The sequence below is a fragment of the Paenibacillus sp. FSL M7-0896 genome, assembly GCF_037975415.1.
Lineage (GTDB): Bacteria > Bacillota > Bacilli > Paenibacillales > Paenibacillaceae > Paenibacillus_AQ > Paenibacillus_AQ silagei.
The window spans coordinates 3,440,878-3,466,678 of sequence record NZ_CP150250.1; the positions used below are offsets into that span (position 1 = coordinate 3,440,878).

Below are 25,801 nucleotides of genomic sequence, written 5' to 3' on the forward strand. Positions count from 1 at the left end.
ACCACACATTAAGGAGGAGCTACTAATGAATAAGCAGACCAGAGCTGAGATTATGGACAGATTCAAGCAAGAGGTGAAGGCGGGTAAGATTCTTCTTGGTGTCGGGGCAGGCACGGGGATTACCGCCAAGAGTAGTGAGGCAGGCGGAGCGGATATGCTGATTGTGTACAATTCCGGGCGTTACAGAATGGCAGGACGCGGTTCACTGGCAGGCTTGCTGTCGTATGGGGACGCCAATCAGATTGTGGTGGAGATGGGCTCGGAGGTGCTGCCTGTCGTCAAGGATACGCCCGTTCTGGCAGGGGTATGCGGCACCGACCCGTTCCGGGTGATGGAGGTATTCCTGAAGCAGCTGAAGGAGCAGGGCTTCAGCGGTGTGCAGAATTTCCCTACCGTGGGTCTGATCGATGGCGTCTTCCGCCAGAATCTGGAGGAGACCGGGATGGGCTACGGCCTGGAGGTCGAAATGATCCGCATCGCCCATGAGCTGGATATGCTGACGACCCCTTATGTGTTCGACCCTGAACAGGCACGGGCCATGGCAGAGGCGGGTGCAGATATTCTGGTCGCCCACATGGGCCTCACCACCAAGGGCACCATCGGCGCAGTAACCGCACTGACCCTGGACGATTGTGTAGAGCGTATCGAGGCGATTATCGAAGCCGGACGGGCGGTCAACCCGGAGATTATGATTATCTGCCACGGCGGCCCGATTGCCGAGCCGGAGGATGCGGCTTATGTCATTCAGCGGACGAAGGGCATCCATGGATTCTTCGGCGCATCGAGCATAGAGCGCTTCGCGGCGGAGCAGGGAATTACCCGCCAGACCGAGTCGTTCAAAGCAATTGGGCAATAAGCAAGAAGACAGAATCAGTGACCACAACCCGGCTTCCGCCGGTTGTGGTCTTTTTTATTTTCTGCAGAGAAGGTGTGTGTGAGGGAGCCATCTCCATGCTCCGTAGTCCGTAACATTTTAGAGAAATCCTGCAAAATATGCAACAATGCTGGCCAATAGAAGCCCCTTACGCTGAAATCCTGCATGAAATGCAACAAAGTCAGCGTTAAGTTGCAATAAACACCGGAATTCCTGCAAATGATGCAACAATGTAGCGTAACCCATAACATTTTTAGAGAAATCCTGCAAAATGTGCAACAATGCGATCCACACCATATGTAGAATGGATGTGGTTAATTATAGAAGGGACTACTGTTGTATGATAGACAAAACGAAGGGTAAGGAGTGGATGATATATGACCAATAGTTTGTTCATAACCGAAGATGCACATGTTCTGCTGAAGCAGGAAGCAGGAGACGCTCTGCTGCTTAAGGGCGGCATTACCAGTGAGGGCTTCGCGGTCATTCATGCCTTTCATCGCGGCTGGCTGCCGTTCGGGTATCTGCAGGATGTCCGGGGGGTATGGTGGTTTGACGGACGTAAGAATAAAGTCACCTTAGTCAGCGGGGACGCCGGTGCCTTCCGTGTGCTGGATAATGACTATGGACTGGATACGCTGCATGTCTATTTGGAGGACAAGCAGATCCCCGGAGCAGACCCTGAGACCTTTAAGCTTCTGGAGGGCTCACCGTATTTCGCTAAAGACAAGCACCGTCTGTATGTGAAGAACGGTGACCGGTTTCATACCTGGGAGGATATCGATGTGGAGACAGCGGTGGCACATATGGACTATTGCATGGACAAGGACCATGTGTTGCATCTGTATCAATCCTTATCTTATGCCAACGGCAGCAAGTCCGGGCTGGCCTCCCAGCTGATGGATGCTTATCCGAGTGTGTACGGCTGGTGGCATGCCAGCTATGACAAGCCAGAGGCCAGAGCCAAGCGGATTCAGGGAAATTGGTTCAAGACAGACCGGGCCGTCTTCTACGCTTCCGAGAGCGGTGCTGCCGGAAGGACAGGGACGCACCAGGTCTTCAATCTGGTGAGAGGGGCAGATCCGGTAACGTTTAAGGTGCTGGATGACGAGTATGGACAAGATGCGCAAGGAGTCTACTGTACCTGGAGGCGGGCCCGGGCAGCGGATGTACGGACCTTCGAGGCCCTCGGGGGCCTGTTCGGAAGGGATGCGCAGAACGTCTTTTATAACGGATATGCGGTTGCCGGAGCAGACCCGGCCAGCTTCACTGTATTGATGCCGACAGGCAGCCAGGGGCTGTCCAAAGACAAGCGCCAGGTCTATCATGCCCGGTTCGGCCGTACCTTCCAGCCGTTCGGTCACCCGGATTATATTCTGGAGCCGCTACCTGGAGCCGATCCGGGGAGCTTCACAGTCTTATCAGAGAATGGAAGCTGGGCGGTTGACCGGGAGAGGGTGTACCAGTGGGGAGATCCGGCCAGGAAGCTGGACCGTGACAGCTTCGTTTATCTGTTCGACCACGGCCCGGAGAGCTGGGCGGCAGACAAGCACGGACTGTACAATGCCAACGGCCGCCGCACGGTGAAGGGGATTGACGGCGAAAGCTTCCGTATGCTGAATTCATTCTGGGGCAAGGATGATCATGAGGTGTTCTGCTTCAGGACAGGAGGCGTGCAGCGCGCTGCGGACGCGGTTACCTTCCGGGTGACAGACAATGACGGCGGTGCAGAAGACGCACGCTTCATCTATACCGTTACGGATAACAATACGATTAAGAAGACGAAGAAGAAATGATCGGCCAAGACACTTAATCACATTTTAGACACATTTTTTGTCCGGGATAGCTAAAATGGGCTATGGTCAGCGGATCTCCTTTTACCTACAATGGGAGCGTTATCATTACACGGCTATAAGCTTGAATCGGGAACATTACTACATCGAGGGAGTGAACAATGCTAATCTCACAAGGCTTTCGTCCATCCCGTAGTACCAAAGTAAGAGCTGTACTGCTGGCAGGCTTGTTCATGATATGCCTGTTCTTCTGCTCCTTCAATCATGGCACCATTGTAAGCGCAGACACCAGCACCGGAGTCCTTCCGCTCCAGCCCATCATCGATTCAGCCAGTGAGGGAGATCTCATCACCCTGGCTCCGGGAACGTATTCGGGACCGGTTCGGCTGGATAAGCGAGTGACGATTAACGGTAACGGCGAGGCGATTCTGCTGCATACGGAAAAGGACGAGCAGGCGGCGGTGCAGATCACGGCAGACGGTGTAAGGCTTGAGAATCTGAAGATTCAGCAGAATAACGACGGGGAAGCGGCGGCTGTACGCGTTGAAGCGGACAGGGTCACCCTGAAGGGGCTGGTCATTCATTCGGCAGGGTACGGCATACTCCTCCGTGAAGCCGATAGCGGGGTGATCTCGGACAATACAATAAGCTGGTTCATCCCCACAGGAGAAGCACCGGGAACGAGAGGCAACGGGATCGATCTCTATAACTCTCACGGCGCTGTGATCCGGGGCAACGACATCGCTTATCTGCGGGATGGCATCTATCTGGAGAACAGCCGCAATACGGTGGTGGACCAGAACAAGCTTACTTATCTGCGGTACGGGGTCCACTGCATGTATATCAATGGCTCGAAGGTCACTAACAACACCGGTGAATACAACATTACCGGCGCGATGGTGATGGGCGTAACCGATGTGGTGGTGTCGGGGAACTCTTTCCGCAAGCAGAGCCGGAATGTGCATTCACAGGGAATTCTGCTCTACGATGTGCGGAATTCGGAGATTATGAACAACCGGGTGGAAGGCAACCGGGTGGGGATTTACATGCAGCAGTCCTCGGATAACAAGCTGCAGCAGAATCTGGTGCTCCGCAACTATATCGGCGTGCAGTTCGAGAATGCAGAGGGCAACCGCTTTGAGCGTAACGGGTTTGTTGCGAACGTCATTGAGGCCCAGGCCACAGGCAGCAGGGACAATGAGATGAACGGGAATTACTGGGATGCCTTTGGCGGACTGGATCTCACGGGGGATGGGGTCAGCGACCTGAAATATGCGATCAACCCCTTCTATCAGGAATTGGTTGCGGGGAATGCAGCGTATCAGCTGTTTTTCCAGTCACCGGGGATGACGTTCCTGAGCGATATGTACACCGGCGGTTCGGCAGGGTGGTCCACCGATTCAGCTCCGCTCATGCAGCTTGAGGCAGGTACAGTTAGCCCGGATCAGGCGGCAGGCGGACAAGGCACGGTCATGGTAGCGGGCTGGCTGCTGCTGTTCCTATCCGTAATTACAATCATATACTTGGGGGTACTGCGATTATGAAACGATGGAGTCTGGTCTTGATGGTAGCAATGAGTCTGGTGATCCTCGCGGCCTGCGGACAGAAGAAATACGAACCGGTAGCGATTAATGAAGACGTCGATATCTGTGTAGTCTGCAATATGCAGGTGAAGGATGATGCTTTTGCCACTCAGCTAACGACCAAGGACGGCAAGAATTACAAGTTCGATGATATCGGCTGTATGAATGAGTGGAAGAAGAGCAACGGCACGGAGCAGATCGGCATGGATTATGTCCGCGACTATAACGACAAGAGCTGGGTTGAATTCAGCAAGGCGAGCTATGTCTATGACGCTTCACTGCGTACGCCGATGGCTTATGGAGTGATCAGCTTCAAGGACAAGGCGGCAGCAGAAGCATTCGTGAAGGAGCAGGCGCTAGGCACTGTGCTGACTGCCGGAGAGCTGGCCTCCCATGAATGGAAGCAGAACAAGGATATGATGAACATGGACATGCAGAGCGGAGAAGGTCATATGGAGGAGCATAGCTCAGAGGAAGGTACGCATTCCGAAGAGACGGATATGTGAGTATGGCTGACATCCTGCATATCGCCCGCAGAGAGCTTAAGATCGGCTTCCGCAACCCGTGGGCCTATTCCTTCCTGGCCTTGTTCTGTACCTTCAGTCTCGGGCTGCTGCTGATCCATGCGAATAACTCGGTGGAAGGCTATACTGCGGTTACGGGCTCCATGCTGAGCCTGATTCTGTATCTGTTGCCGCTGATGACGTTATTTCTGGGCTCCTTCTCACTGACCTCGGAACGGGAAGACGGAAGCTGGCAGCTCTTATCCACCTATCCCATTGGAACCTTATCCTTCGTCCTGGGAAAATATACCGGGCTAGCCGCTGTCCTGCTGACGATTGTAGCGTTTGGTTACGGGCTGATGGGGCTGCTCAGCGGTCTGTTCGGGATGGCTTTTGCGGCGGACACTTACTTCCTGTTCCTGGCCTTCTCGGCAGGTCTGGTCTTGCTGTTCCTGACCCTTGCCCTCATCATCGGCTCGTTATCCCGCAACCGCTGGCAGGCCTTGACGATCTCTGTAGCGGTCTGGTTCTTCGCGGTGATCGGCTGGCCGACATTCCTGATCGCAGGCCTCGGTCTGCTCCCGTATCTCTGGATCAAGCCAGCGCTGATTGTGCTGACAATGCTTAATCCGGCTGAGCTGGTGCGCCTGTTTGTGGTGGTGAAGCTGGGCGGAGGGGCGGTTCTGGGGCCGGAATATTATCAGTGGGTGGAATGGATTAGCCGTCCGGGAGGCAGCCTGCTGTTCCTCGGGGTCTGCGCTGCCTGGGTGCTGCTGTCCATCTTAGCGGTATATTGGATCTGGGAGAGGGGGCGTTCCCGTGGATAATCCGCTAATTCAGGTGAAAGAGATTACCAAGCTCATAGGGCGGCAAACACTGGTCGAAGAGATCAGCTTCCAGGTTCCAGTCGGCAGCATACTTGCCCTGTGCGGCGGGAATGGGGCCGGTAAAAGCACGGTGCTGCGGATGGTAGCTGGCATTCTACAGCCGACTTCAGGCGAAATTACGGTAAACGGGCTGAAGTGGAAGCAATCCCGCAAGCGCTTTTCCATGCAGATCGGCTATATGCCGGATGATTATCAGTTCAGCCACGGGCTGTCTGCGGAAGAGCTGCTGAATTTCTGGGCGGCACTGCGCCGGATTCCCAGACGCAAACAGCGGGTAGAGGAGGTGCTGGCTCTAGTCGGACTTGCGGATAAGCGCAACAGCCTGGTAACCACCTTCTCCAAGGGGATGCGCCAGCGCGTCCTGTTCGCGCAAGCGCTGCTGGCGAAGCCGCCGCTCCTGATTATGGATGAGCCGACTAACGGGCTGGACCCGTTCTGGATGAACGAATTTGTGAAGCTGCTGCAGGGTATCCGGGAAGAGGGGCATACGGTCCTCTTTTCCACCCACCAGCTGGAGATTGCGGATCGGGTGGCCGATCAGATTGTCTTCTTGAATCAGGGCAAGCATGTGGGGTCAGGCACTACGGCAGAGATCCGTACAGAGTTCGGTTCGCTGTACGCCGCCTTTCACCATAGTCTGGGGCTGGGATGAAGCTGCGCCGGATCGTTACTTTGCTGATTATTGCCGCTGCCTGTGCTGCCGGAATCGGGGTTTATCTTCAGCAGTCCAGCCAGCCTCCAGCCGGGAGAATGACCGCAGGTGCTTCGGCTCCAGTGTTCAAAGCGGTAACCTTGCAGGGAGAGAAGGTGAGTCTCAGCGAATACAAGGGCCGGGTCGTACTGCTTAACTTCTGGGCGACCTGGTGCAAGCCCTGTATGCGGGAAATGCCGCTGTTAAATGAACTAAGCCAATCGGCAGAGCTTCCAGTCGAGACCTTGTTCGTGAACGCAGGGGAATCCAAGGGGACGGTATCGGAGTATATAGCGGAGCAGCAATTCTCTTTTCCCGTCATTATCGATGTTACCGGAAGGATATCTGCCTCGTATAGCGTCAATGCACTGCCGTCAACTTATATCATCAATAAGGCGGGCGAGATAAGCAAAATCGTAGTCGGAGAGATCGGGGATCTCGATACGCTCAAGCAATGGCTGGCTGAGGCCGGAGCTGAATGAGGGGATATTCTATGCACAGCCTCCGCCTGCCGGGAAGATGCTTCCGGTGCAGGCGGAGGCTGTTTTGCGGGCATAAAAAGAAAAATTATTTCTTTTTTTAATTTATTTTAGGAAAAATACTTCATTTAATTAAAATTTCTGATATACTCATTGCAAAGAGGGAGCAATAAGTCAGGAAGCCTGACGCGGGAAGGGCGCTCACCTTACACTTAATCTGAGGGGGAATGTGGTGTGGGAACTAACAGAAAGGGCTTCACAGTATCGCTGCTGCTGACCATGTCTATGCTGCTTGCGGCTTGCGGAGGAAATGGCAATACGAAGGGGACACCGGCTGCCGGAAGCACCGGAGAACCCGGCACGGGCGCTGAAGCTACGGCTGCGGCGGAGCCGGTGAAGCTTGAATTCTGGACGATTGCACTTCAGCCAACGTTCAATGATTACTTCAATAATCTGATCACCCAGTATGAGGACAGCCACCCCGGAGTAACGGTGGAGTGGAAGGACTATCCCTATGATGCCATCTCGCAGCGGCTGTTGACCAGCACGGCCAGCGGCAAGAGCCCGGATGTCGTGAATCTGAACACCGAGTTCGCCAGCCAGCTAGGCAGCAAGGGAGCGCTGCTGAATCTGAGCGAGTATCTGACGGATGAGCAGGCGAAGAGTTATTTCGAGGGGATTTATAATTCCACTGTATTCGATGGCAAGGCGTATGCACTTCCCTGGTACACTGGCACAGAAGTGCTGTTCATGAACAAGAAGCTGGTGGAGAAGGCGGGCCTCGACCCTGCGAACCCGCCGCAGACCCGCGAGGAGCTGGTGGAGTGGGCGCGTCAGGTTCATGAGAAGACCGGAGCAGCCGGGTATGCCCAGCAGCTGGTCTCCAAGCTGTTCCCCATCGACGGCATCTCAATCCTGAATGAGGACAAGACAGCCGCCGCCTTCAATACGCCGGAAGCAGAGGCGATGATTACCCAGATGCGCGACCTGATGAAGGAAGGGGTAGTGCTCAAGGAGGACGCGGATTTCAGCAAGCAGATTCAGTATTTCTCCGGTGAGCAGGTAGCCTTCCAATTGTCCGGTCCAACGTTCATCAACTTCATCAAGACCTCTGCGCCGGATGTCTACAAGAACACCATTGCAGTCCCGCTGCCGACAGGCAAGGCGAACCTGCGTCTCTCTAATTCGATGAATCTGGTCGTGCCGCAGAAGTCGAAGAACCCGCAGCAGGCGGTGGAATTCGCTGCCTTCCTTACGAATGCCGAGAATCAGACAGCCTTCTCCAAGGCCGCCAACACGCTGCCATCGAGCAAGGCGTCCATTCAGGATCCGTTCTTCACCGAGTCTGACGGCTCTCTGGAAGCTGAAGCGAAGGTGGCTTCCTCGCAGAGTCTGGATAAGGCTACCGATTACATGGTCGGCGTTCCAAGCGCCGCAGATATCAACTCTGCGCTGGCGCGGGGATTGCAGGAGATTCTGATGAACGGCGCGGATATCAAGGAGACGCTGAACAAGGTGGAGAAGGAAGTCAATACTATTATCAGTCAGGGTTCCTAAGCTGCTGAAGCATAGCTGATACGGGGGAGCTTCTCCCCCGATGGATATATTTTGAGGGTATTTGAAGGAGTGGGAGGTGTAGAGGGTGTACAAGGGGTTTCGGTCTGAATCTTTTACCGCATGGGCGTTTATGGCGCCGGGGCTGCTGTTTCTGGCGGTGTTTACCTTTTGGCCGATTATTTACGGTATACCGCTCTCGTTGACAGATTATTCTGTCATTACAGAGACGAATTATGTAGGTCTGGAGAACTTCACCCGGGCCTTCCAGGATCATAATTTCCTGATTTCACTGTGGAATTCACTGGTATATGTGCTGATTGTGCCGGTGATCCAGATCATTTCGATCTTAATGGCAATTCTGGTCAACAGCCGGATTCCTGGAGTCAAAATGTTCCGGGCCGCCTACTATATACCGGTCGTCACTTCAATGGTTGCGGTGGCGCTGATCTGGAGCTGGCTGCTCGGCAATAACGGAGTTGTCAATTACCTGCTGCTGAAGGCAGGGATTATCAGTGAGCAGGTCTCCTGGCTATCGACGAGCAGCACGGCGCTGTATGTTCTAATGTTCATTACGATGTGGAAGGGCCTCGGCTATTACATGATGCTCTATCTGGCCGGGCTTCAAGGCATTCCTGCAGATCTGTATGAGGCCGCAAGAGTGGATGGTGCAGGGCCGTTGCGGCTGATTGTACATGTGACGCTGCCGCTGTTGCGCCCGCATATTCTGTTCTGCACGCTGATCTCGGTGATGGGCGCGATCCGGGTGTTCGATGAGGTCTACATTCTGACTAAGGGCGGGCCGGGGACGTCCACGCTGACCTCAAGCGTCTATATTTTTCAAAAAGGGCTGGAGCAGTTCAACTTCGGCTATGCCTCGGCGCTCGGGCTGATCGTCAGTGTGATGGTGGGAGCGCTTAGTGTACTCGTATTCAGACTGAACCGGAAAGGCGGGGTGAATTCCTATTGATGCCGCGTAGCTTGCGTGTTCTAATCACTTATCTGCTGCTGATCCTGCTTGCCCTGTTCATGATGGGGCCGTTCCTGTGGCTGCTCAGTGTCTCGCTGATGCCGGGGCGCAACGTGTTTGCGAACCCGCCGGCCATTCTGCCCACCTTCATTGCGTTCGATAACTATGTGCAGGTGTGGAACTTCATGAATTTTCCGCGATACATTCTGAATACGGTCATCATTACGCTGCTGGGAGTCGTGTTCAACATTATTCTATCCTGTCTGACGGCTTATCCGCTGGCGGCCTTCCGGTTCAAGGGCCGGAACCTGGTCTTCACGCTGCTGATCTCGACCATGATTATTCCGTCGGCAACCGCTATGATTGTGCATTATCTGACGATTCAGGCTTTTCAGCTGGGCAATACGTTCTTCGGCGTTGTTCTTCCGGCAGCGGTGTCCGTGTTCAATATCTTCCTGATGCGGCAGACGTTCCTGGGTATTCCGGCAGATATCCGGGATTCGGGTAAAATGGACGGAGCCTCAGAGCTGCGCATCTTCATTCAACTGGTCATGCCGCTCGTCAAGCCGGGGATTGCGGTGATTGGATTACTGGAGGTCATGGCGTTCTGGAACAACTTCCTGTGGCCGATTGTCGTCCTGGAGGACTCGGAGAAGTATCCGCTCGCTGCGGCGCTTACGTATCTGAACGGGCAATTCTCCTATAACTTTGGCTGGATTGCCGCCGGAACCATGATCTCGGTGCTGCCGATCATCCTCGTGTTCCTGTTCACGCAGAAGTATTATATGGAAGGGATTGCCGGCGCGATAAAAGGCTAACTAAGGAGGCATAACTCAATGGGAATTTCGTTACGGGACTGCCAATATCTGTTCCGCGACTATTATACGCAAGGGAAAGAGCTGGTGGTAGAGGGCCCGCAGCTGCGCTGTGAGCTGGCCTCGCGGTATGCGATGAATCAGGATGTAAACGGGCTACTTGCTGAAGGCGGAGACATCGTAATTCTGGAACCGGCCGGACCGGGCGTAGCCACTGCTGATAAAGGCAATGCGCAGCTGATGCTGGAGTATGACGGCGGGCTCGTTGCGGACGGATACCGGCTGGTGATTGGAGAGGATGCGAAGCTTGTTGTCGCTGCGTCTAACCGTCGGGGGCTGAAGTACGGGCTGGATGCGCTGAAAATGCTCCTGACCGTGGAGGAGGATTGCTGCCGCCTGCCGGTGGTTACGGTGGAGGATGAGCCTTCTTTTCCGGTGCGGGGCATTATTGAAGGCTTCTATGGCGTGCCATGGAGCTTCGCGGACCGGATGGATTCGGTCAGTTATATGAGCGGGCACCGGATGAACGCCTTCATGTACGCGCCGAAGGATGATCTCTATCACCGGAAGCTATGGCGTGAGCCGTACCCGGACGATGTGTTCACCAGGATTCATGATCTTAAGCTGGAATGCGACAAGCATCTGGTGGATTTCTACTATTGTATTAGCCCGGGCAATGATCTGGAATTCCGCAGCCATGGCGACTTCGCGAAGCTGGAGGAGAAGCTTGCGGCTATGATCGCGATTGGAGTGCGGCATTTCGCACTGCTGATGGATGACATAGATTATGTGCTCCAAGGCGATAACAAGCAGTTCCTGGAGCGCTCCGGGACCGCCCATGCCTATGTGACGAACCGGGTCTATGATTACTTAGCCGGATGTCTGCCGCACTTCACCCTGGCGATGTGTCCGTCGGAATACTGGTCGTATTGGAATACGGAGTACAAAAAGGATATCCGGGAGCAGCTTCATCCTGCTGTCAAAGTGTTCTGGACCGGCTATTTCGTCTTCGCTCCGGAGATTGGCCGGGGGCATGCGGAAGATAATTACAGTTTTTACGGGCATGAACTGTGGCTGTGGGACAATATTCCGGTGAATGACTGCGATAAGGACCGGCTGTTCCTCGATCCGGTGCGCGGGCGCAGCTCCCGGCTCGGCAATTACGGGCATACAGCGGTCGTTGCCAATCCGATGAATCAGTGGGAATGCTCCAAGATCACGCTTAACACGATGGCCCATTATATGTGGAACAGCGAGCGCTACATGCCGGAGCTGTCCTGGGAACTGTCCGTGCGTGAATTCGCTGGAGAGCTTGCGGAAGACATGATGTTCTTCTGCCGCCAGAATCTGAACAGCCGCCTGTATTCCGGCGGCTACCCGGAGCTGGACGATGCGCTGGCGGAACGCGATCTGGACCGGCTGGACGCTTATTTCAGCCGGCTGGAGCAGACGGCCGTGCGGCTTGGCGGCTTAGAGAATGCTAAGTTCATCGAAGAGGCTGGGCCATGGCTGCGCCGGGCCATCGGAGATGCTGTACTGTGGCGTGCTGTGCGCAGACAACTGGAGGACCCGCTGAATCCGCAGGCACAGGCGGAGGTGCTCCAGCGGCTCGAGACCTGCCGCAGCTACGGGGTGCGGCTCGGCAGTGATCCGGCTGTGCGTGCGGCTAAGGCGCTGGGGATCGAGCTGCCGGAAATGGAGAAGGAGACAAAGGAGGAGGACCAGCATGTCTAAGCACCATAAGCTGATTCTGGTTCCGCTGGATGAGCGGCCCTGCAATTATGAATTCCCTTATCTGCTGGCTCAGGGAACAGATTATAGGGTAGAGCGTCCGCCCGCCGGGATTATGGGGCTGAAGAAACGCCCTGGAGATGTTGAACAGCTATGGTCCTGGTTCGAGGCTGCCTGCGAAGGGGCAAATGGGGCGGTGGTCGCGCTGGATACGCTGCTCTACGGCGGCATTATTCCCTCGCGGCTGCACCAGCTGGAGCTTGAAGTGCTGGCTGCGCGCCTGGAGCGGCTGCGGGAGATCCGGCGGCGTTATCCGCAGCTTAAGCTGTATGCGTTCCAGCTGATTATGCGCTGTCCGCAGTATTCTCTATCAGACGAGGAACCGGATTATTATGCCGACTGGGGCCGGGAGATTTTCCGTAAGGGCTTCATCGGCCACCGGCTGGAGCTGGGAATCGCCACCGATGAGGAGATTCGTGAGCTGGCGGATATTGATCACCGGCTCCCGGCAGAGGTGCTGCAGGATTATCTTAGCCGCAGAGCAATTAATATCGAAGCGAACAAGCAGGCGCTGGAGCTGGTCCGGGACGGGCTGATTGACTTCATGATTGTTCCGCAGGATGATTCGGCGCCGTATGGGCATACCGCCAAGGACCAGGAGAAGGTGCGGGCACGGATCACGGCGCTTGATCTGGAGCTTAAGGTCTATATGTATCCGGGAGCAGATGAGGTAGGCTGCACGCTGCTCGCCCGGATGCTGAACAAGGCCGAAGGACGGAGGCCGATGATCTATCCCCGCTTGTCCGCTGTGCAGGGGGCATTCGTGACGCCGCTGTTCGAGGACCGCTTTTTCTATGAAACGCTGAAATATCAGATCCTGGCCGCCGGGGGGCTGATCGCATCCAGTGCTGCCGAGGCAGACCTGGTTCTGCTGGTCAGCACGCCGGGTGAGACGATGGAGGAGGCGGTGTCGCAGAAGCATGCTTTTCACAGTTATGACGTATACCGGAACCTGATGGAACTTGTAGAGTACGGGGACTACCTTCTGCTGAGCAAGGAGATGCCGGTGGCTGTTGCGGACGTAGGCTATGCCAACGGCGGTGATCAGAAGCTGGTTAAGATGCTGCGGCAGAAGAACCTCCTGTTCGATCTGGCCGGATATGCCGCCTGGAATACCAGCTCCAATTCGCTTGGGACCGTAATCTCGCAGGCTATGATCTATCTGATCTACGGACGTACACAAGGGCATCTCGATTTCCTGGCGCTCCGCTATGCCGAGGATGTATGCTATTGTTCAGTAGTGCGCGGAGAGCTTAGTGAGGGCCCGGTGCAGGAGATGGGCTATGGCAAATACGAACTGGACGGACCGCGCGGCCGCGTAGCTGCCCGTGTACAGGAACGGCTGAGTGAGGAGCTGGCTGTACGGATCGAAAGTCCATCGGGAAGGGTTAAGATTACCGATTGTTATATGCCATGGAACCGGATGTTCGAGGTGGGCTTAACTGTGCAGTATGAGCCATCGTGAGGGCAGGGCTGATGATATAAATTTAATTTGAAACAATATAGACAGGGAAGAGTGACGGAGGGGAATTGGGGAGCTGTAGGAGCGGTAGCAAGTTCAATTTATATATAATATAAGGAGAGAGGGTGGGGACCCTGAGCAAAAATATACTGGAAAGCCTGCATCTGGGGCTGATTGTATCCTGCCAGGCGCTGCCTGACGAGCCGCTGCACGGGCCGGAGATTATGGCCCGGATGGCGGTGGCGGCAGCGGAAGGCGGGGCCATCGCCATCCGGGCGAACGGGGCGGCAGATGTGCGGGCCATCAAGCAGGCTGTTGCGCTGCCGGTGATCGGCATCGTGAAGCGCAATTACCCGGATTCGGACGTCTATATTACCCCAACGCTTAGAGAGACTGAGGAGCTGCTGGAAGCGGGGGCCGATATTATAGCTTTTGACGGGACCAGGCAGACCCGGCCGGGGAATTGTACGCTGGAGCAGATCATAGACCTGCTCACGGCAAGCCCGGCGGCTTCCATGGCGGATATCTCCACTCTGGAGGAAGCGCTATACGCTGAGTCGCTTGGAGTCAGCTGCGTCTCGACGACCTTGTCGGGATATACACCGTATTCCCGCCAGCAGGAAGGGCCGAATCTGGAGCTGCTGGAGCAGGCTGCACAGCGGCTGAAGATTCCGGTCATTGCCGAAGGCCGGATCAGCCAGCCCGCCGAAGTAGAGGCAGCGCTGGACCTGGGGGCCTATGCGGTGGTGGTAGGCTCCGCAATTACCCGGCCGCAGCTGATCACCCGGCCGTTCGCAGCAGCGGCGAGAAAAGTGAGGATGAACCGTAATGGAAATGAATGACCGGATCAACACATATTACCCGTCCATGACTAAGTCGGAGCAAAAGGTAGCCCGGTGTGTGCTTGAGCATCCGGATAATCTGATCTATCTGTCTGTGACTGAGCTGGCGGATTTCGCCGGAACGGGCGAGACCACGGTGATGCGCTTCTGCCGCAAAATCGGCTTCAAGGGCTATCAGGATTTCAAGCTGATGCTGGCCCAGGGCCTGCCGAAGCGGCAGACTCTGGGGGACGGCGAGCAGGGGGCAGGCGGAGGGGATTACGCCGACCACCTGTATGCCTTAATGGTTGGTGTATTGCAATCCAGCCTGGGCATGCTGGACCGGGAGCAGCTGCAGCAGGCGGTAGACGCTCTGGATCAGGCCCGGTATGTCCAGTTTTTCGGCGTAGGCTCTTCCGGCATCACAGCACTGGACGCCAAGAACCGCTTCCTGCGGATCGGGCGGCGTGTCGAAGCCAATTCCGACAGCCATATTCAGTCGATGATGGCAGTGACGATGGGGGCGGGCGATGTGGCATTTGGCATCAGTGTATCAGGCAGCACACTGGATACGAATGACATGCTGATGAAGGCCAAGCAGAACGGGGCAAAAGTCATTGCCATGACTAACTATGCCAAGTCCCCGATTGCTTCCATTGCCGACATTGTGCTGCTGACAGCCGGGAAGGAATCCCCGCTGGAAGGCGGCTCCGTAGGGGCTAAGGTCTCCCAGCTGTTCATTATCGACCTGCTGTGCCAGGGGCTGGAGCAGCTCCATGCCGAAGAGACCAAGCGGATGAAGGAGCTCACCGCCCGGGCGGTCATTGACCGGATTTATTAGGATTTGGGGAATGAAGCGATGGTACGTGATGTACCGTGTAACGGTTAAGGGATTGGCGGGGGCTGATGTGCTGGTGCGAGGGCAAGTGGGCAGAATGTATGCGGAAAACTGTATACAATTTGCTGGTGCGAGGGCAGACGAGCGAATGTATGTGAAAAACAGTATACATTGTACGAACGCGGGTGTGCGTGGGCAAATGTATGCGAAAAACAGCATATAATTTGCTGGTGCGAGGGCAGACGGCCAATGTATGTGGAAAACAGCATACAATTTGCTGGTGCGAGGGCAGACGGGCCAATGTATGTGAAAAACAGTATACATTGTACGAACGCGAGTGTGCGTGGGCAAATGTATGTGAAAAACAGTATACAATTTGCTGTTACGAGGGCAGAGGGGCGAATGTATGCGAAAAACAGCATACAATGTGCTAGCGCAAAGAGTAGTGGAGGTGATGCGAATGCGGCAAGTCATAGGTGTGGACATCGGGGGGACAGGCATCAAGGGGCTTGTGACCGATGAAGTGGGGACGATTCTCGCGGAAGCCGGACGAGACACGGAGGCCCGGCTGGGCCGGAAGGTTATTCTCGGCCAGCTCCACAGCCTGGTGGAGGAACTGCTGGCTGGCCATCCTGCGGTGGAAGCGCTGGGGATCGGCTCGGCGGGCAGGGTAAATGCGGATTCAGGCGAGGTGGTCTACGCTACCGATAATCTGCCCGGCTGGCAGGGGATGCAGCTTACGCAGTGGGCAAAGGCTGCGTTCGGGCGGCCTGCGGCGGCCGATAACGATGCCAACGCGGCGCTGCTGGGCGAGGCCTGGTTGGGCGCTGGACGCGGCAGGGCGAGCCTGGTCATGCTGACCCTGGGCACCGGGGTCGGCGGGGCTAATCTGGCGGAAGGCCGGCTGCTGCGCGGAGCCGCCTGGAGCGGTGGCGACTGGGGGCACAGCGTGCTGGTGCCGGGAGGTCGCCCCTGTAATTGCGGCAAGCGCGGCTGCGCGGAGCAATATGTGTCCGGCCAGGCGCTGCTGCGGCTGGCACTGGAGGAGACCGGCCGGGCGTATGCGCACGGGCGGGAGATTATGGCGGCGGCGGAGCAGGGCGACGCGTCAGCACTGGCAGTGCTGGAGCGCTTCACAGCGGATCTTGCGCTGGTGACAGCTAACATCGGGGCGGCGGTAGACCCCGAGCTGATTATTATCGGCGGCGGGGTCATTCAGAGCCGCGCGGTCTGGTGGCCGCTGCTGGCCGGGAAGGCAGGCGGAGAGTTGGCCGGCCGGATCGTGCCAGCGGAGCTGGGCAACCGGGCAGGCTGCTTCGGCGCAGCCCGGCTGGCTCTGGAACGGCTGCGCCGGGACGAAGGCGAAAGACAGATCTAACTGCTGCGGCAGGGAGGAGACAGAGAGATGGCTGGTGAACAGGAGAAGCGTTCGGATGTAGTAATTATCGGCGGCGGACTTGGAGGAACGGCGGCGGCGCTGGCCGCCGCCAAGGCAGGACTGCGCGTGCTTGTGACAGAGGAGACGGACTGGCTGGGCGGGCAATTGACCTCCCAGGCCGTGCCGCCGGATGAGCACCGCTGGATTGAGGAATCGGGCAGTACCGCGTCTTACCGGGAGTTCCGCAGCAGAGTCAGGGAGTATTACAGGCGGAATTATCCGCTTACGGAAGCTGCCAGGAGTAACCCTATACTGAATCCCGGTAACGGTTGGGTCAGCCGGCTGGCACATGAGCCCAAGGTGGCACTTGCTGTTCTGCAGGAGATGCTGGCCCCATATGTGAACACCGGGCGGATCGAGGTGCTCTATCATACGGTGCCAGTCGCGGCCGATACCGAAGGCGATTATGTTACTGGAGTTACCGTCCGGCAGGGAACGGGCGGTGACCTGATCAGGCTGCGGGGAGCCTACTATCTGGATGCCACAGAGTGCGGCGATCTGCTTCCGCTGGCCGGAGTGGAGCATGTCAGCGGCGCTGAAGCCCGCAGCGAGACAGGGGAGCCGCACGCCCTGGAGGCCCAGGACCCGCTCGACATGCAGTCGATTACCCACGTGGCGGCGGTGGACTATGTGCCGGGTGGAGACTATACGATTCCGCGTCCAAGAGATTATGATTACTGGCGCGAATATGTCCCCTCGTTCTCGCAGTATCCGATCTTAAGCTGGTTCGCTTCAGATGCAGACGATACTAGCAAGCTGAAGCAGTTCACAATGTTCCCGAATGAGCAGGGGATTGTCTCCCTGTGGGATTACCGGCGGATCGTAGACCCGGCCATCTGGACGGAGCCGCTGAATGACGGCGAAGTCACTCTGCTGAACTGGGCACTGAACGATTACTATGCCGGGTCAATTATCGGCGTATCGCCGGAGGAACGGGAGCGGCACCTGGAGGGGGCGAGACAGCTTACCCTCTCACTCGTGTATTGGCTCCAGACCGAAGCGCCCCGCATGGACGGCGGGCAGGGCTACCCGGGCGTGCGCCTGCGCGGAGATGTGCTCGGCACAGAAGACGGGCTGGCCAAGGCCCCTTATATCCGGGAATCCCGGCGCATCCGCGGATTGTATACGATAGCAGAGCAGGATGTGAGCAAGGAGCTGCGCGGCCCGGCCGGGCCTAAGCGTTATGAGGATAGCGTAGGGGTAGGCAGCTATCATCTGGATCTTCATCCCACGACAGTGAGCCAGCGTACCTTTTATATCCCGAACCATCCTTATGAGATTCCTCTCGGATCATTGATCCCGGTGCGGGTCAAGAACCTGCTCCCGGCTTGCAAGAACATATCCATGACCCAGATTGCGAACGGCTGCTACCGCCTGCATCCCACAGAATGGAATATCGGCGAAGCGGCGGGCACCCTCGCGGCCTATGCCATCAGGCAACAGGTCGAACCATCGGCAGTCAGAGAATCAGCGGAACATCTAAGGGCCTATCAGCAGCAACTGATCGAGCTCGGCGTTCAGCTGCACTGGACCCCGGAGGAGCTGGAGACTTAAGCGCACCTTCTCCGGCCATCCAGTATAGCTCAAACGTCTATAATTATATATCCAAGGTAAGGTGCCTCGTCAGCGGGGTGCCTTTTTGGTATGGGCTACCTAGTTGTCGATGTTACCTGGCAGCAAGTAGGTGGATAAACGTATCTTGTTCAGTTGGTTTTGGCAGAAACGGAGGAAGCAAGTGGAAATTGTACAACTAAATTGCTTCAGTCTCGCTCCTTAGTAGAAAATGCGAAAAATTAAGTGCCTTTTCTCCAACTGCTATCCTACTATGGCCTAATCGTCCATCAGCAAGTGTAGAAAATCCAACTGTTTCCCTGATCCATAGAAAACAAGTTCTAATCTATAAAATAAAGTATTAGACTGACATTGTATATTTGAGCTAAGGGGAAGGGATAACATGCAATTACTTGATTGGCTAAACCGCAATCGAATATGTAAATGTGAAACCTGTATAACTGAGCTTAATGTTTATGCATATGGCTCTGGTGAATCGCTGATTTTGTACTGTGTTGCATGTAATGAGTATTTTTTCAGAGCAGATCCTAGCTCACCTGTAAATAAGCATGATGTTCCTGAAGGACTTTTAAAACTATGGGGAATGGATCCTTATAATATTTATTATAAAGGGATTCCAATTAGCCAAGCATACGAGCCCAAGTGGATTAGATTGCTTCGAAAATTTTTGAGAAAATGCAAAACGTTAGTCAAATAACAGCGGCAGTCTGAGACTTTTGTCAAGTCTTATTCCGCCGCTGTTTTATCTCGAATTTTAACTATGAATTTATATATAAAAGTTCAGGCCTGTTATATACTCAATCTAGCTTTCCCAAGCAGCGCACACCATGAGATGAGGAGAACTGAGAGAACATGCCAATTCTGAACAGATTCAAAGGAAACACACACGCAGATGCGCCGCCCCAAACAGACCATCAGCTGATCGACCTATTACGAAACTATGTGGAGCGGGCTGAGCGCAAGGAAGAAGAGCAAGCCGATATATATTCTGCCGCAGTCCCTGATGAACTGCAAGCATTGTTAACGCGACTAACGTCCGTGATACATAAGCGTGAGGACTATTACAAGGTTCGGTTGGAAATGATCACTGAAGCGATTGAGATCTCCCTGTGGGAGATGGATGTATATGAGGGTGATCCGGTGAATCCTAACAATGAGTTCAGATGGACGGATGAGCTGCGCCGGATGATCGGCTATACGGATGAGCATGATTTTCCCAATGTGCTGGAGAGCTGGTCCAATTGCCTTCATCCCGAGGATAAAGAGGGGGTACTGCAGCTGTTCGCAGATCATATGCTGGACCGGACGGGCACGATCAAATACGACATTGAATACCGGCTCAAGACGAAAGCAGGCGAGTACAAATGGTTCCAGGCGACGGGCACAACCGTACGTGCCGCTGACGGATCACCTATTATGGTAGCCGGAGCTTTGCTGGATATTCATGATGAAAAAATCAAACAGGACGAGCTGGGCGCACTGGTGGTCCGCTATGATCTGGTGAACCGCGCCCTGGTGGAAGCACCCTGGGATATGGTGGTTATCGCAGGAGATCCGGTCAACCCGGATAATGAGTTCTGGTGGTCGGAGCAATTCCGCCGAACGATTGGTTTTGAAGGCGAGCATGATTTCCCGAACCTGTTAAGCAGCTGGAGCAACCAGCTACACCCGGAGGATCTGCAGCCCACGCTGGATGCCTTCGCCAATCATCTTAATGACTACACCGGGCAGACGGACTATACAGTGAACTACAGATTGCGCTCCAAAAATGGCGAGTATCGCTGGTATCACGCAGGCGGTGAAACGATCCGGGACGAGAAGGGTATCCCTCTGCGGGTAGCAGGAACGATTCGTGATATTACGCAGGAATTCAATAAAGAGGATACAATCAGACGGGTAAACCTGCAGATGGAAGGCTTGCTGACTGCGATTAACGAGATTGTTCACGGGATTGTATCGGTAACAGAGCAAGCACAGGATATCGCCGAAGTCCAGGAGCAATCCTACAAGGCTGCAGTTGATGTGAAAGAAAAAACGAATGAAACCAAAGAAATCACCAAATTCATCAGCGAGGTCTCGAATCAGACCAGTCTGCTCGGGCTGAATGCTTCCATTGAAGCTGCTCATGCGGGGGAGTATGGCCGGGGCTTCTCTATAGTGGCAAGCGAGGTACGCAAGCTCGCAGATCACAGCAAGATGGCTTCCAACAACATTGAGAAAACCACACAGGAGATGAATGACCGCATCGACCATATTATCAGCACCATTAACGGCATGTCTAGTTTGACCGAAGCACAGGCTGCACTGACGCAAGAGGTTAATGCTTCTGTAGAGGAAGTAAGCAGGATGTCGGAGGAGCTGTTAGGTATTCTGCGTACTTTATAAGCGTTAACTGGAATGGAACACCATAGCCTGAGATCAAAAAGCGGAACGGAGCTTCAAACGTTTCGCTTTTTTGTGTTGCAAATTAGGTTCGATATCAGAATTGACAAATCATCAGAATCCGGCTATATTGAATTTCGGTAAATTATATTTCGCGCAATTAATAGGAGGAGCATACTGATGTCCGAATCCAATCATGCTTTTGGTCAAGCGCTGGTGAAATCTTTGGTAGGGGAGCGCGGACATATTCCGATCGCCCGGGCCTTGCCGGATCTGACACTGGAGCTTGCAGGTTATACAATAGAAGGAATTCCTTACTCCATCTATCAGCTGGTGAAGCATATGGGCTTCTGGCAGGATTTCATGCTGACCCACCTGGAGGGCGGCCAGCCTCAGCGGCCTACAAGCGTACAGGAGAGCTGGCCTGCGGAGAAGGCCCCAGCAGAGGAGTCCCAGCTTCAAGAGGCCATTGCGCATCTGCTGCAAGGTGTCGATAAGGCGGTTGCTATCGCTCAGAGCGCCAAGCTTGACGAACCATTAGCCCATTTTCCCGGGGAGACCAAGGGCGGACTGCTGCGCAATATCGCCTCCCATAACTCCTACCATCTGGGAGAGATTGTTCTGCTCCGCCGTCTGCAGGGTGCGTGGCCACCGCCAGGGGGCGGGTATCCTGCTTAAAGAGAATAATCCTGGAAAAGTCTGCAATGCTAGGTTGCAGGCTTTTTGCTATGGAAGCAATAACATTCATTGACAGTTCGTGAAAAAGTAGATGATAATTTAGTAGATTCATCCTATAAATAATGGAAATCAGATCTATCAAATCTTCAAGGAGGCGGGCATGGAAGCAACCTATGATCTGTTTACGATTAAAACGCATTGCATGAATTTCCTGAACTACGCTTATCTCGGTATTGACAAGACTTCCCGCAAAGCTTTTGTAGTTGATCCATCCTGGGATGTATCGCAGATGATCCGTATTCTGGATTCGCATGAGGCCACAGTCACGGCTGTTCTGCTGACCCACTCTCATTTTGATCATACCAATATGGTGAAGAAGCTTGAGCTGCTCTACCGTCCTACTGTCTACATCTCCAAAACCGAGGCAGATTACTATAAATACCGCTGCAACCGGCTCCGAACCGTCGAGGACATGGACCTCATTCGTATCGGTGATTCACGGATTACCTGTCTTGTGACGCCCGGCCATACGCAGGGAAGCGTCTGTTACTGGGGGCAGGACCATCTGTTCTCCGGGGATACGGTATTTATTGAAGGCTGCGGCTTATGCGACAGTAGCGGAGGCTCGGCTGAGGATATGTTCAACAGCATCCACCGGCTCATCCGGCTGATTCCTCCCAGCACCCGGGTATACCCGGGACATTCCTTCGGCGATCCGCCAGGCAAAGAGATGAGCTATCTCTACAAAAATAATCTGTATTTCCAGATTGATGATATCAATCATTTTGTGAAATTCAGGAACCGTAAGAATAATGCCAGACTGCTTGATTTCAAATAAGCCGCTCTACAATCAGGGGGGACGGAAATGCATAGCGAAATCGTATTTATGTTCTCCGGGCAAGGCTCGCAATATAATAAAATGGGGCTTGAATTGTTCGGGAAGCAGCCGGTATTCCGGCAATCGATGGAACACCTGGACCGGATTGTTCATCAGCTGACCGGCAAGAGTGTAATCGAAGAGCTGTATCAGAACTCACGAGGTAAGGGCGCCAGCTTCGATAATATTGTCTATTCCCATCCTGCAATCTTCATGGTGCAATACGCGCTGGCGGAGACTCTGGAAGCTGAGGGAATCACCCCACGCTACACGCTGGGAGTCAGTCTCGGGGAGTATGTGGCGCTGGCGGTGGCTAAGGTACTGACGCCTGAACAGGTGCTGGAGCTGATTGTGACGCAAGTACGGCTGCTAGAGGATACCTGCGACAACGGCGCGATGATTGCTGTTCTGGATCATGTGCAGCTCTATCACCGGAACGCCGAGCTGAACACCCGCTCCGAACTGATCGCTGTGAATTTCGACAAGCACTTCACTATCGCTTGCAGAAGCGGGCATACCGACGAAATCCAGCAGTTCCTCAGAGCACAGGGTGTGGCCAGTCTGAAGCTGCCTGTGAACTACGCCTTCCATTCCTCGTTCATCGATGAACTGGAGAAGCCTTATCGTACATATATGAAGAAGATCGATTACAAGACGCCTGCTCCGGGAGTGACACTGGTATCGGCCATGACCGGGGGGAAGGTGCAGACGGTGGATGAATCCTTCCTGTGGGATGTGGTGAGGAAGCCGATGAATTTCCGCACAGCCCTGGAGGGTCTGACTGCCGGCGGGCCGCGGCTGCTGCTCGATCTGAGCCCGTCGGGTACACTGGAGAACTTCAGCAAGTATATTCTCGGCAAGCCGCTGGCCCATAAGGTCCGGTCAGTGATTACACCGATGGCCAGCGAGCTGAAGAAGCTGAATGAGATTGTGAATGATACCTTGGAAGTCTGATTAAGCCCAATCCCTACAAGCAGCGTTTTCTCTAAGTTATGGAGAGCCGCTGCTTTTCTGTTGTTGTAATTTGTGTATAATACATGTACAACCATACATGTAACGGAGGGAACGATGAAGCGGTTCATGCCATATCCATCCCTCTCGAAGAGGTTAAGGGCGTATATGCCCTTTCTATTCAGCGGAAGTATGCCGCTGCGGCGGAAGATTCTGCTAAGCAACCTCCTGATTGTCCTGCTGGCACTGGTGATTTTCATGGTCAGCATTCAGCGGATTGTCTTCAATCAGACCCTGGAGAGAACCACGGCAAGCTCACAGCAGGAAGTGAAGCTGGTTAAGCAGTCGATGGAGACGGTGTTCCAGTCGGTCCAGAATTTCACCAAGTTCGTGCTGATCAATCAGGACACCCAGAAACTGCTCAGCAGCGATACCGGTACCGGCAATGATGTTGCTGCACTGAAGTCGATCTACAATACACTTGCAGCGATGCTAGTAACCGAGCCGAATATTGATTCCGTAATTATAGAATCCTTGAGCGGCAATCTCTATTACACCTCCAATCTGACCGGCGTGACCCGGGAGAGTCTGGGAATCTATCCCAAAGCAGAGATCGATGCAGCCAGAGGCGGGGCGGTCTGGGCGGATTCGCTTACGCCTGCCTTTTTGTCCGGGATGAAGCATAAGAATATGATCAGTGTGGGCAGGGTCATTAAGAGCATGGAGAAGGGGACCCCGCTTGGCTATATCTATGTCAACATTGACGAGCGGACGCTTGCCCGCCTCTATCATAATGAACAGAACCCGGAGAGCGCTACGCTGGTCATTAACCGGAACGGAAGAATCATCTCTGCGAATGAAGCCACAAGGGTGAACCAGCCGGTCCCGGAGGAATCCCTCACGAATTGGGTCAAGTCAGTCTCTCAAGGGACCCGGACCCAGAGGATCGCCGGAGACCGTTATTTAGTATCCATGCAGAGTCTTGCTCCCTATGACTGGAAGGTAGTCCAGCTGGTGACGATATCGGAGCTAACCTACGGGTACTGGAAAATCGCCCTGCTGCTGGCCGGGTTTGGCCTGATCAGCATCCTGTCGGCCGTGCTTCTGTCTATTCTGTTCGCCCGCCGACTGACCCGGCCGCTCAGCCAGCTTAGCGAGGTGATTGTCGAGGTGGGCAGCGGGAATCTGGAGCGGCGAGCCGCCGCCGATTCTGAGGATGAGGTCGGGCGGCTCGGAGCTACCTTCAATGAAATGGTGGAGCGCATCCAGGGCTTGATGGTCCAGGTGGAGACGGAAGAGAGGACCAAACGGATGCTGGAGCTGCGGTTGCTCTATTCGCAGATCAAGCCGCATTTCCTGTACAATACACTGGATACGATCCGTTCAATGGCGGTGATGTCCGGGGCAAAGGACATCAGCAAGATGCTGAAGGCACTGGGTGAGTTCTACCGGATATCGCTTAGCAATGGACAGGAGCTGATTAACGTGGCCCAGGAGCAGAAGCATCTGGAGAGCTACTTGTATATTCAGCAGATCCGTTTCCCTAAGCTGAACTACAGGATATGGATCGAGCCGGGGCTGGAGTCCTGCCTGGTGCCGACCATGCTGCTTCAGCCGCTGGTCGAGAATGCGATCCACCATGGCATTAGAGGGATGGCGGACGGAGGCTGGTGTGAAATCACCTGCGAAGCGGAGACCACGAATGGACAGAGCCGGCTCTGCTTCACCGTCCGCGACAACGGCAAAGGCATGAGCGAAGAGCAGCAGCGGCTGATCTGGTCCGGGCATGACAGTGCGGAGAGGTACAGCTTCGGACTCCGAAACATTCAGGACCGCATCCGCCTGCGTTTCGGCGGGGCCTATGGAATCTCTCTGACCTCTGAGCCAGGCCAGGGTGTAGAAGTGAAGCTGCGCTTGCCGCTGCTTATGCAGACGAACGAACAGGAAGAGGGGACAGTCAGACTATGAGTACAGCACCGGTAGCCCGCGTCCTGATTGTGGATGACGAATATTATTTCAGGCAGCTCCTGATCCGTCTGGTGGACTGGGAGGCCGCCGGGTTCGAGGTGGCCGCAGAAGCGGATGACGGCACGGCCGCATTGCAGATCATCGGGGAGCAGCCAATTGATCTCATCATTACGGATATTGAGATGCCGAATATGAACGGGCTTGAATTCATTGGGGAAGTCCGTAAGCTGAATTCGGCGGCCAAGCTGATTTTCATCACCAGCTACGATAATTTCTCTTATGCCCAGCAGGCCATTTCGCTTGGAGCGGACCATTATCTGCTGAAGCCCGTCGATGAGGATGCTGTCGAACAGGCCCTCCGCACGATCCGGACGCAGCTGACGGAGAAGTGGGAGGCAGAGCGCTATATCAACCGGCTCAGAATCAAAGCCGGGGATGTGCAGGAGCCGCAGGCAGGCGATACCCGTACGCAGAAACGGCAGAGCAGCGGCACGGCCTTAATCGGCAAGACCATTGCCTATGTGACGGCGCATTATGCCGAGGATACCTTGTCACTCCAGAGTACGGCCAGCGCCCTGTTTGTGAACCCGAGCTATTTAAGCCATGCGTTCAAGAAGGAGACCGGCGAGTCTTTTGTGGAATATGTAACGAACGTCCGTCTTGGGGAGGCTATGAAGCTGCTCAGCCAGGGGGCCACCGGGGAGGAAGCCCCGGCACCCAAGATTGCGACGATTGCCCGGCAGGTGGGCTATAAAGACCCGTTCTATTTCAGCAAATGCTTCAAGAAACGTTACGGAATGACCCCGAACACCGTATACAGCGGTTCCTATTCGGATACATAAAGAGCAGCTATACTCAGAGTCCGGTGTTTTGC

At 54.8% G+C, this 25,801-nt stretch carries 23 protein-coding genes; all 23 read left to right on the plus strand.

Annotated features, from left to right (window positions below; genetic code table 11):
• Positions 1–25: 25 nt before the first annotated feature.
• The 23 genes from MKY12_RS14550 to MKY12_RS14660 all read left to right on the plus strand — a co-directional run bounded on the left by MKY12_RS14550 (position 26) and on the right by MKY12_RS14660 (position 25,769).
• Positions 26–856: a phosphoenolpyruvate hydrolase family protein gene (locus MKY12_RS14550; protein WP_036727015.1), complete on the plus strand. Its 831-nt coding sequence runs from the start codon at positions 26–28 to the stop codon at positions 854–856.
• A 395-nt stretch (positions 857–1,251) separates the two neighbouring features.
• Positions 1,252–2,670 carry a DKNYY domain-containing protein gene (locus MKY12_RS14555; protein ID WP_339314271.1) on the plus strand — a complete coding sequence of 473 codons (1,419 nt, stop codon included), beginning with the start codon at positions 1,252–1,254 and terminating at the stop codon, positions 2,668–2,670.
• Between the two features lie 158 nt (positions 2,671–2,828).
• Complete coding sequence (locus MKY12_RS14560; protein WP_339314273.1) at positions 2,829–4,211, plus strand: NosD domain-containing protein; 1,383 nt, start codon at positions 2,829–2,831, stop codon at positions 4,209–4,211.
• Entirely contained in the window at positions 4,208–4,756 is a 549-nt protein-coding gene (locus MKY12_RS14565) for a nitrous oxide reductase accessory protein NosL (protein WP_339314275.1), read from the plus strand. Before MKY12_RS14560 ends, MKY12_RS14565 begins: the two co-directional genes overlap by 4 nt.
• A 2-nt stretch (positions 4,757–4,758) precedes the next feature.
• Positions 4,759–5,580, plus strand: coding sequence for an ABC transporter permease (locus tag MKY12_RS14570; RefSeq protein WP_339314869.1), 822 nt, complete (start codon positions 4,759–4,761; stop codon positions 5,578–5,580).
• Positions 5,573–6,292 carry an ABC transporter ATP-binding protein gene (locus MKY12_RS14575; RefSeq protein WP_339314277.1) on the plus strand — a complete coding sequence of 240 codons (720 nt, stop codon included), beginning with the start codon at positions 5,573–5,575 and terminating at the stop codon, positions 6,290–6,292. Before MKY12_RS14570 ends, MKY12_RS14575 begins: the two co-directional genes overlap by 8 nt.
• Positions 6,289–6,813 (plus strand): redoxin domain-containing protein, encoded by a 525-nt coding sequence (locus MKY12_RS14580; RefSeq protein WP_339314279.1) that lies wholly within the window; start codon positions 6,289–6,291, stop codon positions 6,811–6,813. The genes MKY12_RS14575 and MKY12_RS14580 overlap by 4 nt, the downstream gene beginning before the upstream one ends.
• 231 nt (positions 6,814–7,044) lie before the next feature.
• A complete protein-coding gene (locus tag MKY12_RS14585; RefSeq protein ID WP_036727004.1) occupies positions 7,045–8,367 on the plus strand; it encodes a sugar ABC transporter substrate-binding protein in 1,323 nt (440 codons plus the stop codon).
• Positions 8,368–8,452: 85 nt separating this feature from the next.
• On the plus strand, positions 8,453–9,334 hold the full coding sequence (locus MKY12_RS14590; protein WP_036727002.1) for a sugar ABC transporter permease: 882 nt from the start codon (positions 8,453–8,455) through the stop codon (positions 9,332–9,334).
• Positions 9,334–10,152 carry a carbohydrate ABC transporter permease gene (locus MKY12_RS14595; protein ID WP_339314281.1) on the plus strand — a complete coding sequence of 273 codons (819 nt, stop codon included), beginning with the start codon at positions 9,334–9,336 and terminating at the stop codon, positions 10,150–10,152. Before MKY12_RS14590 ends, MKY12_RS14595 begins: the two co-directional genes overlap by 1 nt.
• Before the next feature lie 18 nt (positions 10,153–10,170).
• Entirely contained in the window at positions 10,171–11,883 is a 1,713-nt protein-coding gene (locus MKY12_RS14600) for a beta-N-acetylglucosaminidase domain-containing protein (RefSeq protein WP_339314283.1), read from the plus strand.
• Entirely contained in the window at positions 11,876–13,405 is a 1,530-nt protein-coding gene (locus tag MKY12_RS14605; RefSeq protein WP_339314285.1) for a DUF4127 family protein, read from the plus strand. The genes MKY12_RS14600 and MKY12_RS14605 overlap by 8 nt, the downstream gene beginning before the upstream one ends.
• Positions 13,406–13,536: 131 nt before the next feature.
• The gene (locus tag MKY12_RS14610; protein WP_209871083.1) at positions 13,537–14,244 is read left to right on the plus strand and encodes an N-acetylmannosamine-6-phosphate 2-epimerase; all 708 of its coding nucleotides are present in this window, start codon (positions 13,537–13,539) and stop codon (positions 14,242–14,244) included.
• A complete protein-coding gene (locus MKY12_RS14615; RefSeq protein ID WP_339314287.1) occupies positions 14,231–15,064 on the plus strand; it encodes a MurR/RpiR family transcriptional regulator in 834 nt (277 codons plus the stop codon). The genes MKY12_RS14610 and MKY12_RS14615 overlap by 14 nt, the downstream gene beginning before the upstream one ends.
• Positions 15,065–15,521: 457 nt before the next feature.
• Entirely contained in the window at positions 15,522–16,439 is a 918-nt protein-coding gene (locus tag MKY12_RS14620) for an ROK family protein (protein WP_339314289.1), read from the plus strand.
• Positions 16,440–16,466: 27 nt separating this feature from the next.
• A complete protein-coding gene (locus MKY12_RS14625; protein WP_339256839.1) occupies positions 16,467–18,053 on the plus strand; it encodes an FAD-dependent oxidoreductase in 1,587 nt (528 codons plus the stop codon).
• Between the two features lie 400 nt (positions 18,054–18,453).
• Positions 18,454–18,768, plus strand: coding sequence for a hypothetical protein (locus tag MKY12_RS14630; protein ID WP_155991517.1), 315 nt, complete (start codon positions 18,454–18,456; stop codon positions 18,766–18,768).
• Between the two features lie 155 nt (positions 18,769–18,923).
• A complete protein-coding gene (locus MKY12_RS14635) occupies positions 18,924–20,456 on the plus strand; it encodes a PAS domain-containing protein (RefSeq protein ID WP_339314291.1) in 1,533 nt (510 codons plus the stop codon).
• Between the two features lie 177 nt (positions 20,457–20,633).
• Positions 20,634–21,131 carry a DinB family protein gene (locus tag MKY12_RS14640; protein ID WP_076075354.1) on the plus strand — a complete coding sequence of 166 codons (498 nt, stop codon included), beginning with the start codon at positions 20,634–20,636 and terminating at the stop codon, positions 21,129–21,131.
• A gap of 160 nt (positions 21,132–21,291) precedes the next feature.
• Positions 21,292–21,969, plus strand: a complete 678-nt coding sequence (locus tag MKY12_RS14645; protein WP_036726939.1) for an MBL fold metallo-hydrolase — start codon at positions 21,292–21,294, stop codon at positions 21,967–21,969.
• 27 nt (positions 21,970–21,996) lie between these two features.
• On the plus strand, positions 21,997–22,962 hold the full coding sequence (locus MKY12_RS14650; protein ID WP_339314294.1) for an acyltransferase domain-containing protein: 966 nt from the start codon (positions 21,997–21,999) through the stop codon (positions 22,960–22,962).
• Positions 22,963–23,127: 165 nt separating this feature from the next.
• The gene (locus MKY12_RS14655) at positions 23,128–24,927 is read left to right on the plus strand and encodes a sensor histidine kinase (RefSeq protein WP_339314296.1); all 1,800 of its coding nucleotides are present in this window, start codon (positions 23,128–23,130) and stop codon (positions 24,925–24,927) included.
• A complete protein-coding gene (locus MKY12_RS14660; RefSeq protein WP_339314298.1) occupies positions 24,924–25,769 on the plus strand; it encodes a response regulator in 846 nt (281 codons plus the stop codon). Before MKY12_RS14655 ends, MKY12_RS14660 begins: the two co-directional genes overlap by 4 nt.
• Positions 25,770–25,801 lie beyond the last annotated feature (32 nt).

Bases quoted from the DNA above. Each gene is read 5' to 3' on its own strand.
- MKY12_RS14550 (WP_036727015.1), top strand. From the start codon at position 26: ATGAATAAGCAGACCAGAGCTGAGATTATGGACAGATTCAAGCAAGAG.
- MKY12_RS14555 (WP_339314271.1), top strand. From the start codon at position 1,252: ATGACCAATAGTTTGTTCATAACCGAAGATGCACATGTTCTGCTGAAG.
- MKY12_RS14560 (WP_339314273.1), top strand. From the start codon at position 2,829: ATGCTAATCTCACAAGGCTTTCGTCCATCCCGTAGTACCAAAGTAAGA.
- MKY12_RS14565 (WP_339314275.1), top strand. From the start codon at position 4,208: ATGAAACGATGGAGTCTGGTCTTGATGGTAGCAATGAGTCTGGTGATC.
- MKY12_RS14570 (WP_339314869.1), top strand. From the start codon at position 4,759: ATGGCTGACATCCTGCATATCGCCCGCAGAGAGCTTAAGATCGGCTTC.
- MKY12_RS14580 (WP_339314279.1), top strand. From the start codon at position 6,289: ATGAAGCTGCGCCGGATCGTTACTTTGCTGATTATTGCCGCTGCCTGT.
- MKY12_RS14595 (WP_339314281.1), top strand. From the start codon at position 9,334: ATGCCGCGTAGCTTGCGTGTTCTAATCACTTATCTGCTGCTGATCCTG.
- MKY12_RS14600 (WP_339314283.1), top strand. From the start codon at position 10,171: ATGGGAATTTCGTTACGGGACTGCCAATATCTGTTCCGCGACTATTAT.
- MKY12_RS14605 (WP_339314285.1), top strand. From the start codon at position 11,876: ATGTCTAAGCACCATAAGCTGATTCTGGTTCCGCTGGATGAGCGGCCC.
- MKY12_RS14615 (WP_339314287.1), top strand. From the start codon at position 14,231: ATGGAAATGAATGACCGGATCAACACATATTACCCGTCCATGACTAAG.
- MKY12_RS14620 (WP_339314289.1), top strand. From the start codon at position 15,522: ATGCGGCAAGTCATAGGTGTGGACATCGGGGGGACAGGCATCAAGGGG.
- MKY12_RS14625 (WP_339256839.1), top strand. From the start codon at position 16,467: ATGGCTGGTGAACAGGAGAAGCGTTCGGATGTAGTAATTATCGGCGGC.
- MKY12_RS14630 (WP_155991517.1), top strand. From the start codon at position 18,454: ATGCAATTACTTGATTGGCTAAACCGCAATCGAATATGTAAATGTGAA.
- MKY12_RS14635 (WP_339314291.1), top strand. From the start codon at position 18,924: ATGCCAATTCTGAACAGATTCAAAGGAAACACACACGCAGATGCGCCG.
- MKY12_RS14640 (WP_076075354.1), top strand. From the start codon at position 20,634: ATGTCCGAATCCAATCATGCTTTTGGTCAAGCGCTGGTGAAATCTTTG.
- MKY12_RS14645 (WP_036726939.1), top strand. From the start codon at position 21,292: ATGGAAGCAACCTATGATCTGTTTACGATTAAAACGCATTGCATGAAT.
- MKY12_RS14650 (WP_339314294.1), top strand. From the start codon at position 21,997: ATGCATAGCGAAATCGTATTTATGTTCTCCGGGCAAGGCTCGCAATAT.
- MKY12_RS14655 (WP_339314296.1), top strand. From the start codon at position 23,128: ATGCCCTTTCTATTCAGCGGAAGTATGCCGCTGCGGCGGAAGATTCTG.
- MKY12_RS14660 (WP_339314298.1), top strand. From the start codon at position 24,924: ATGAGTACAGCACCGGTAGCCCGCGTCCTGATTGTGGATGACGAATAT.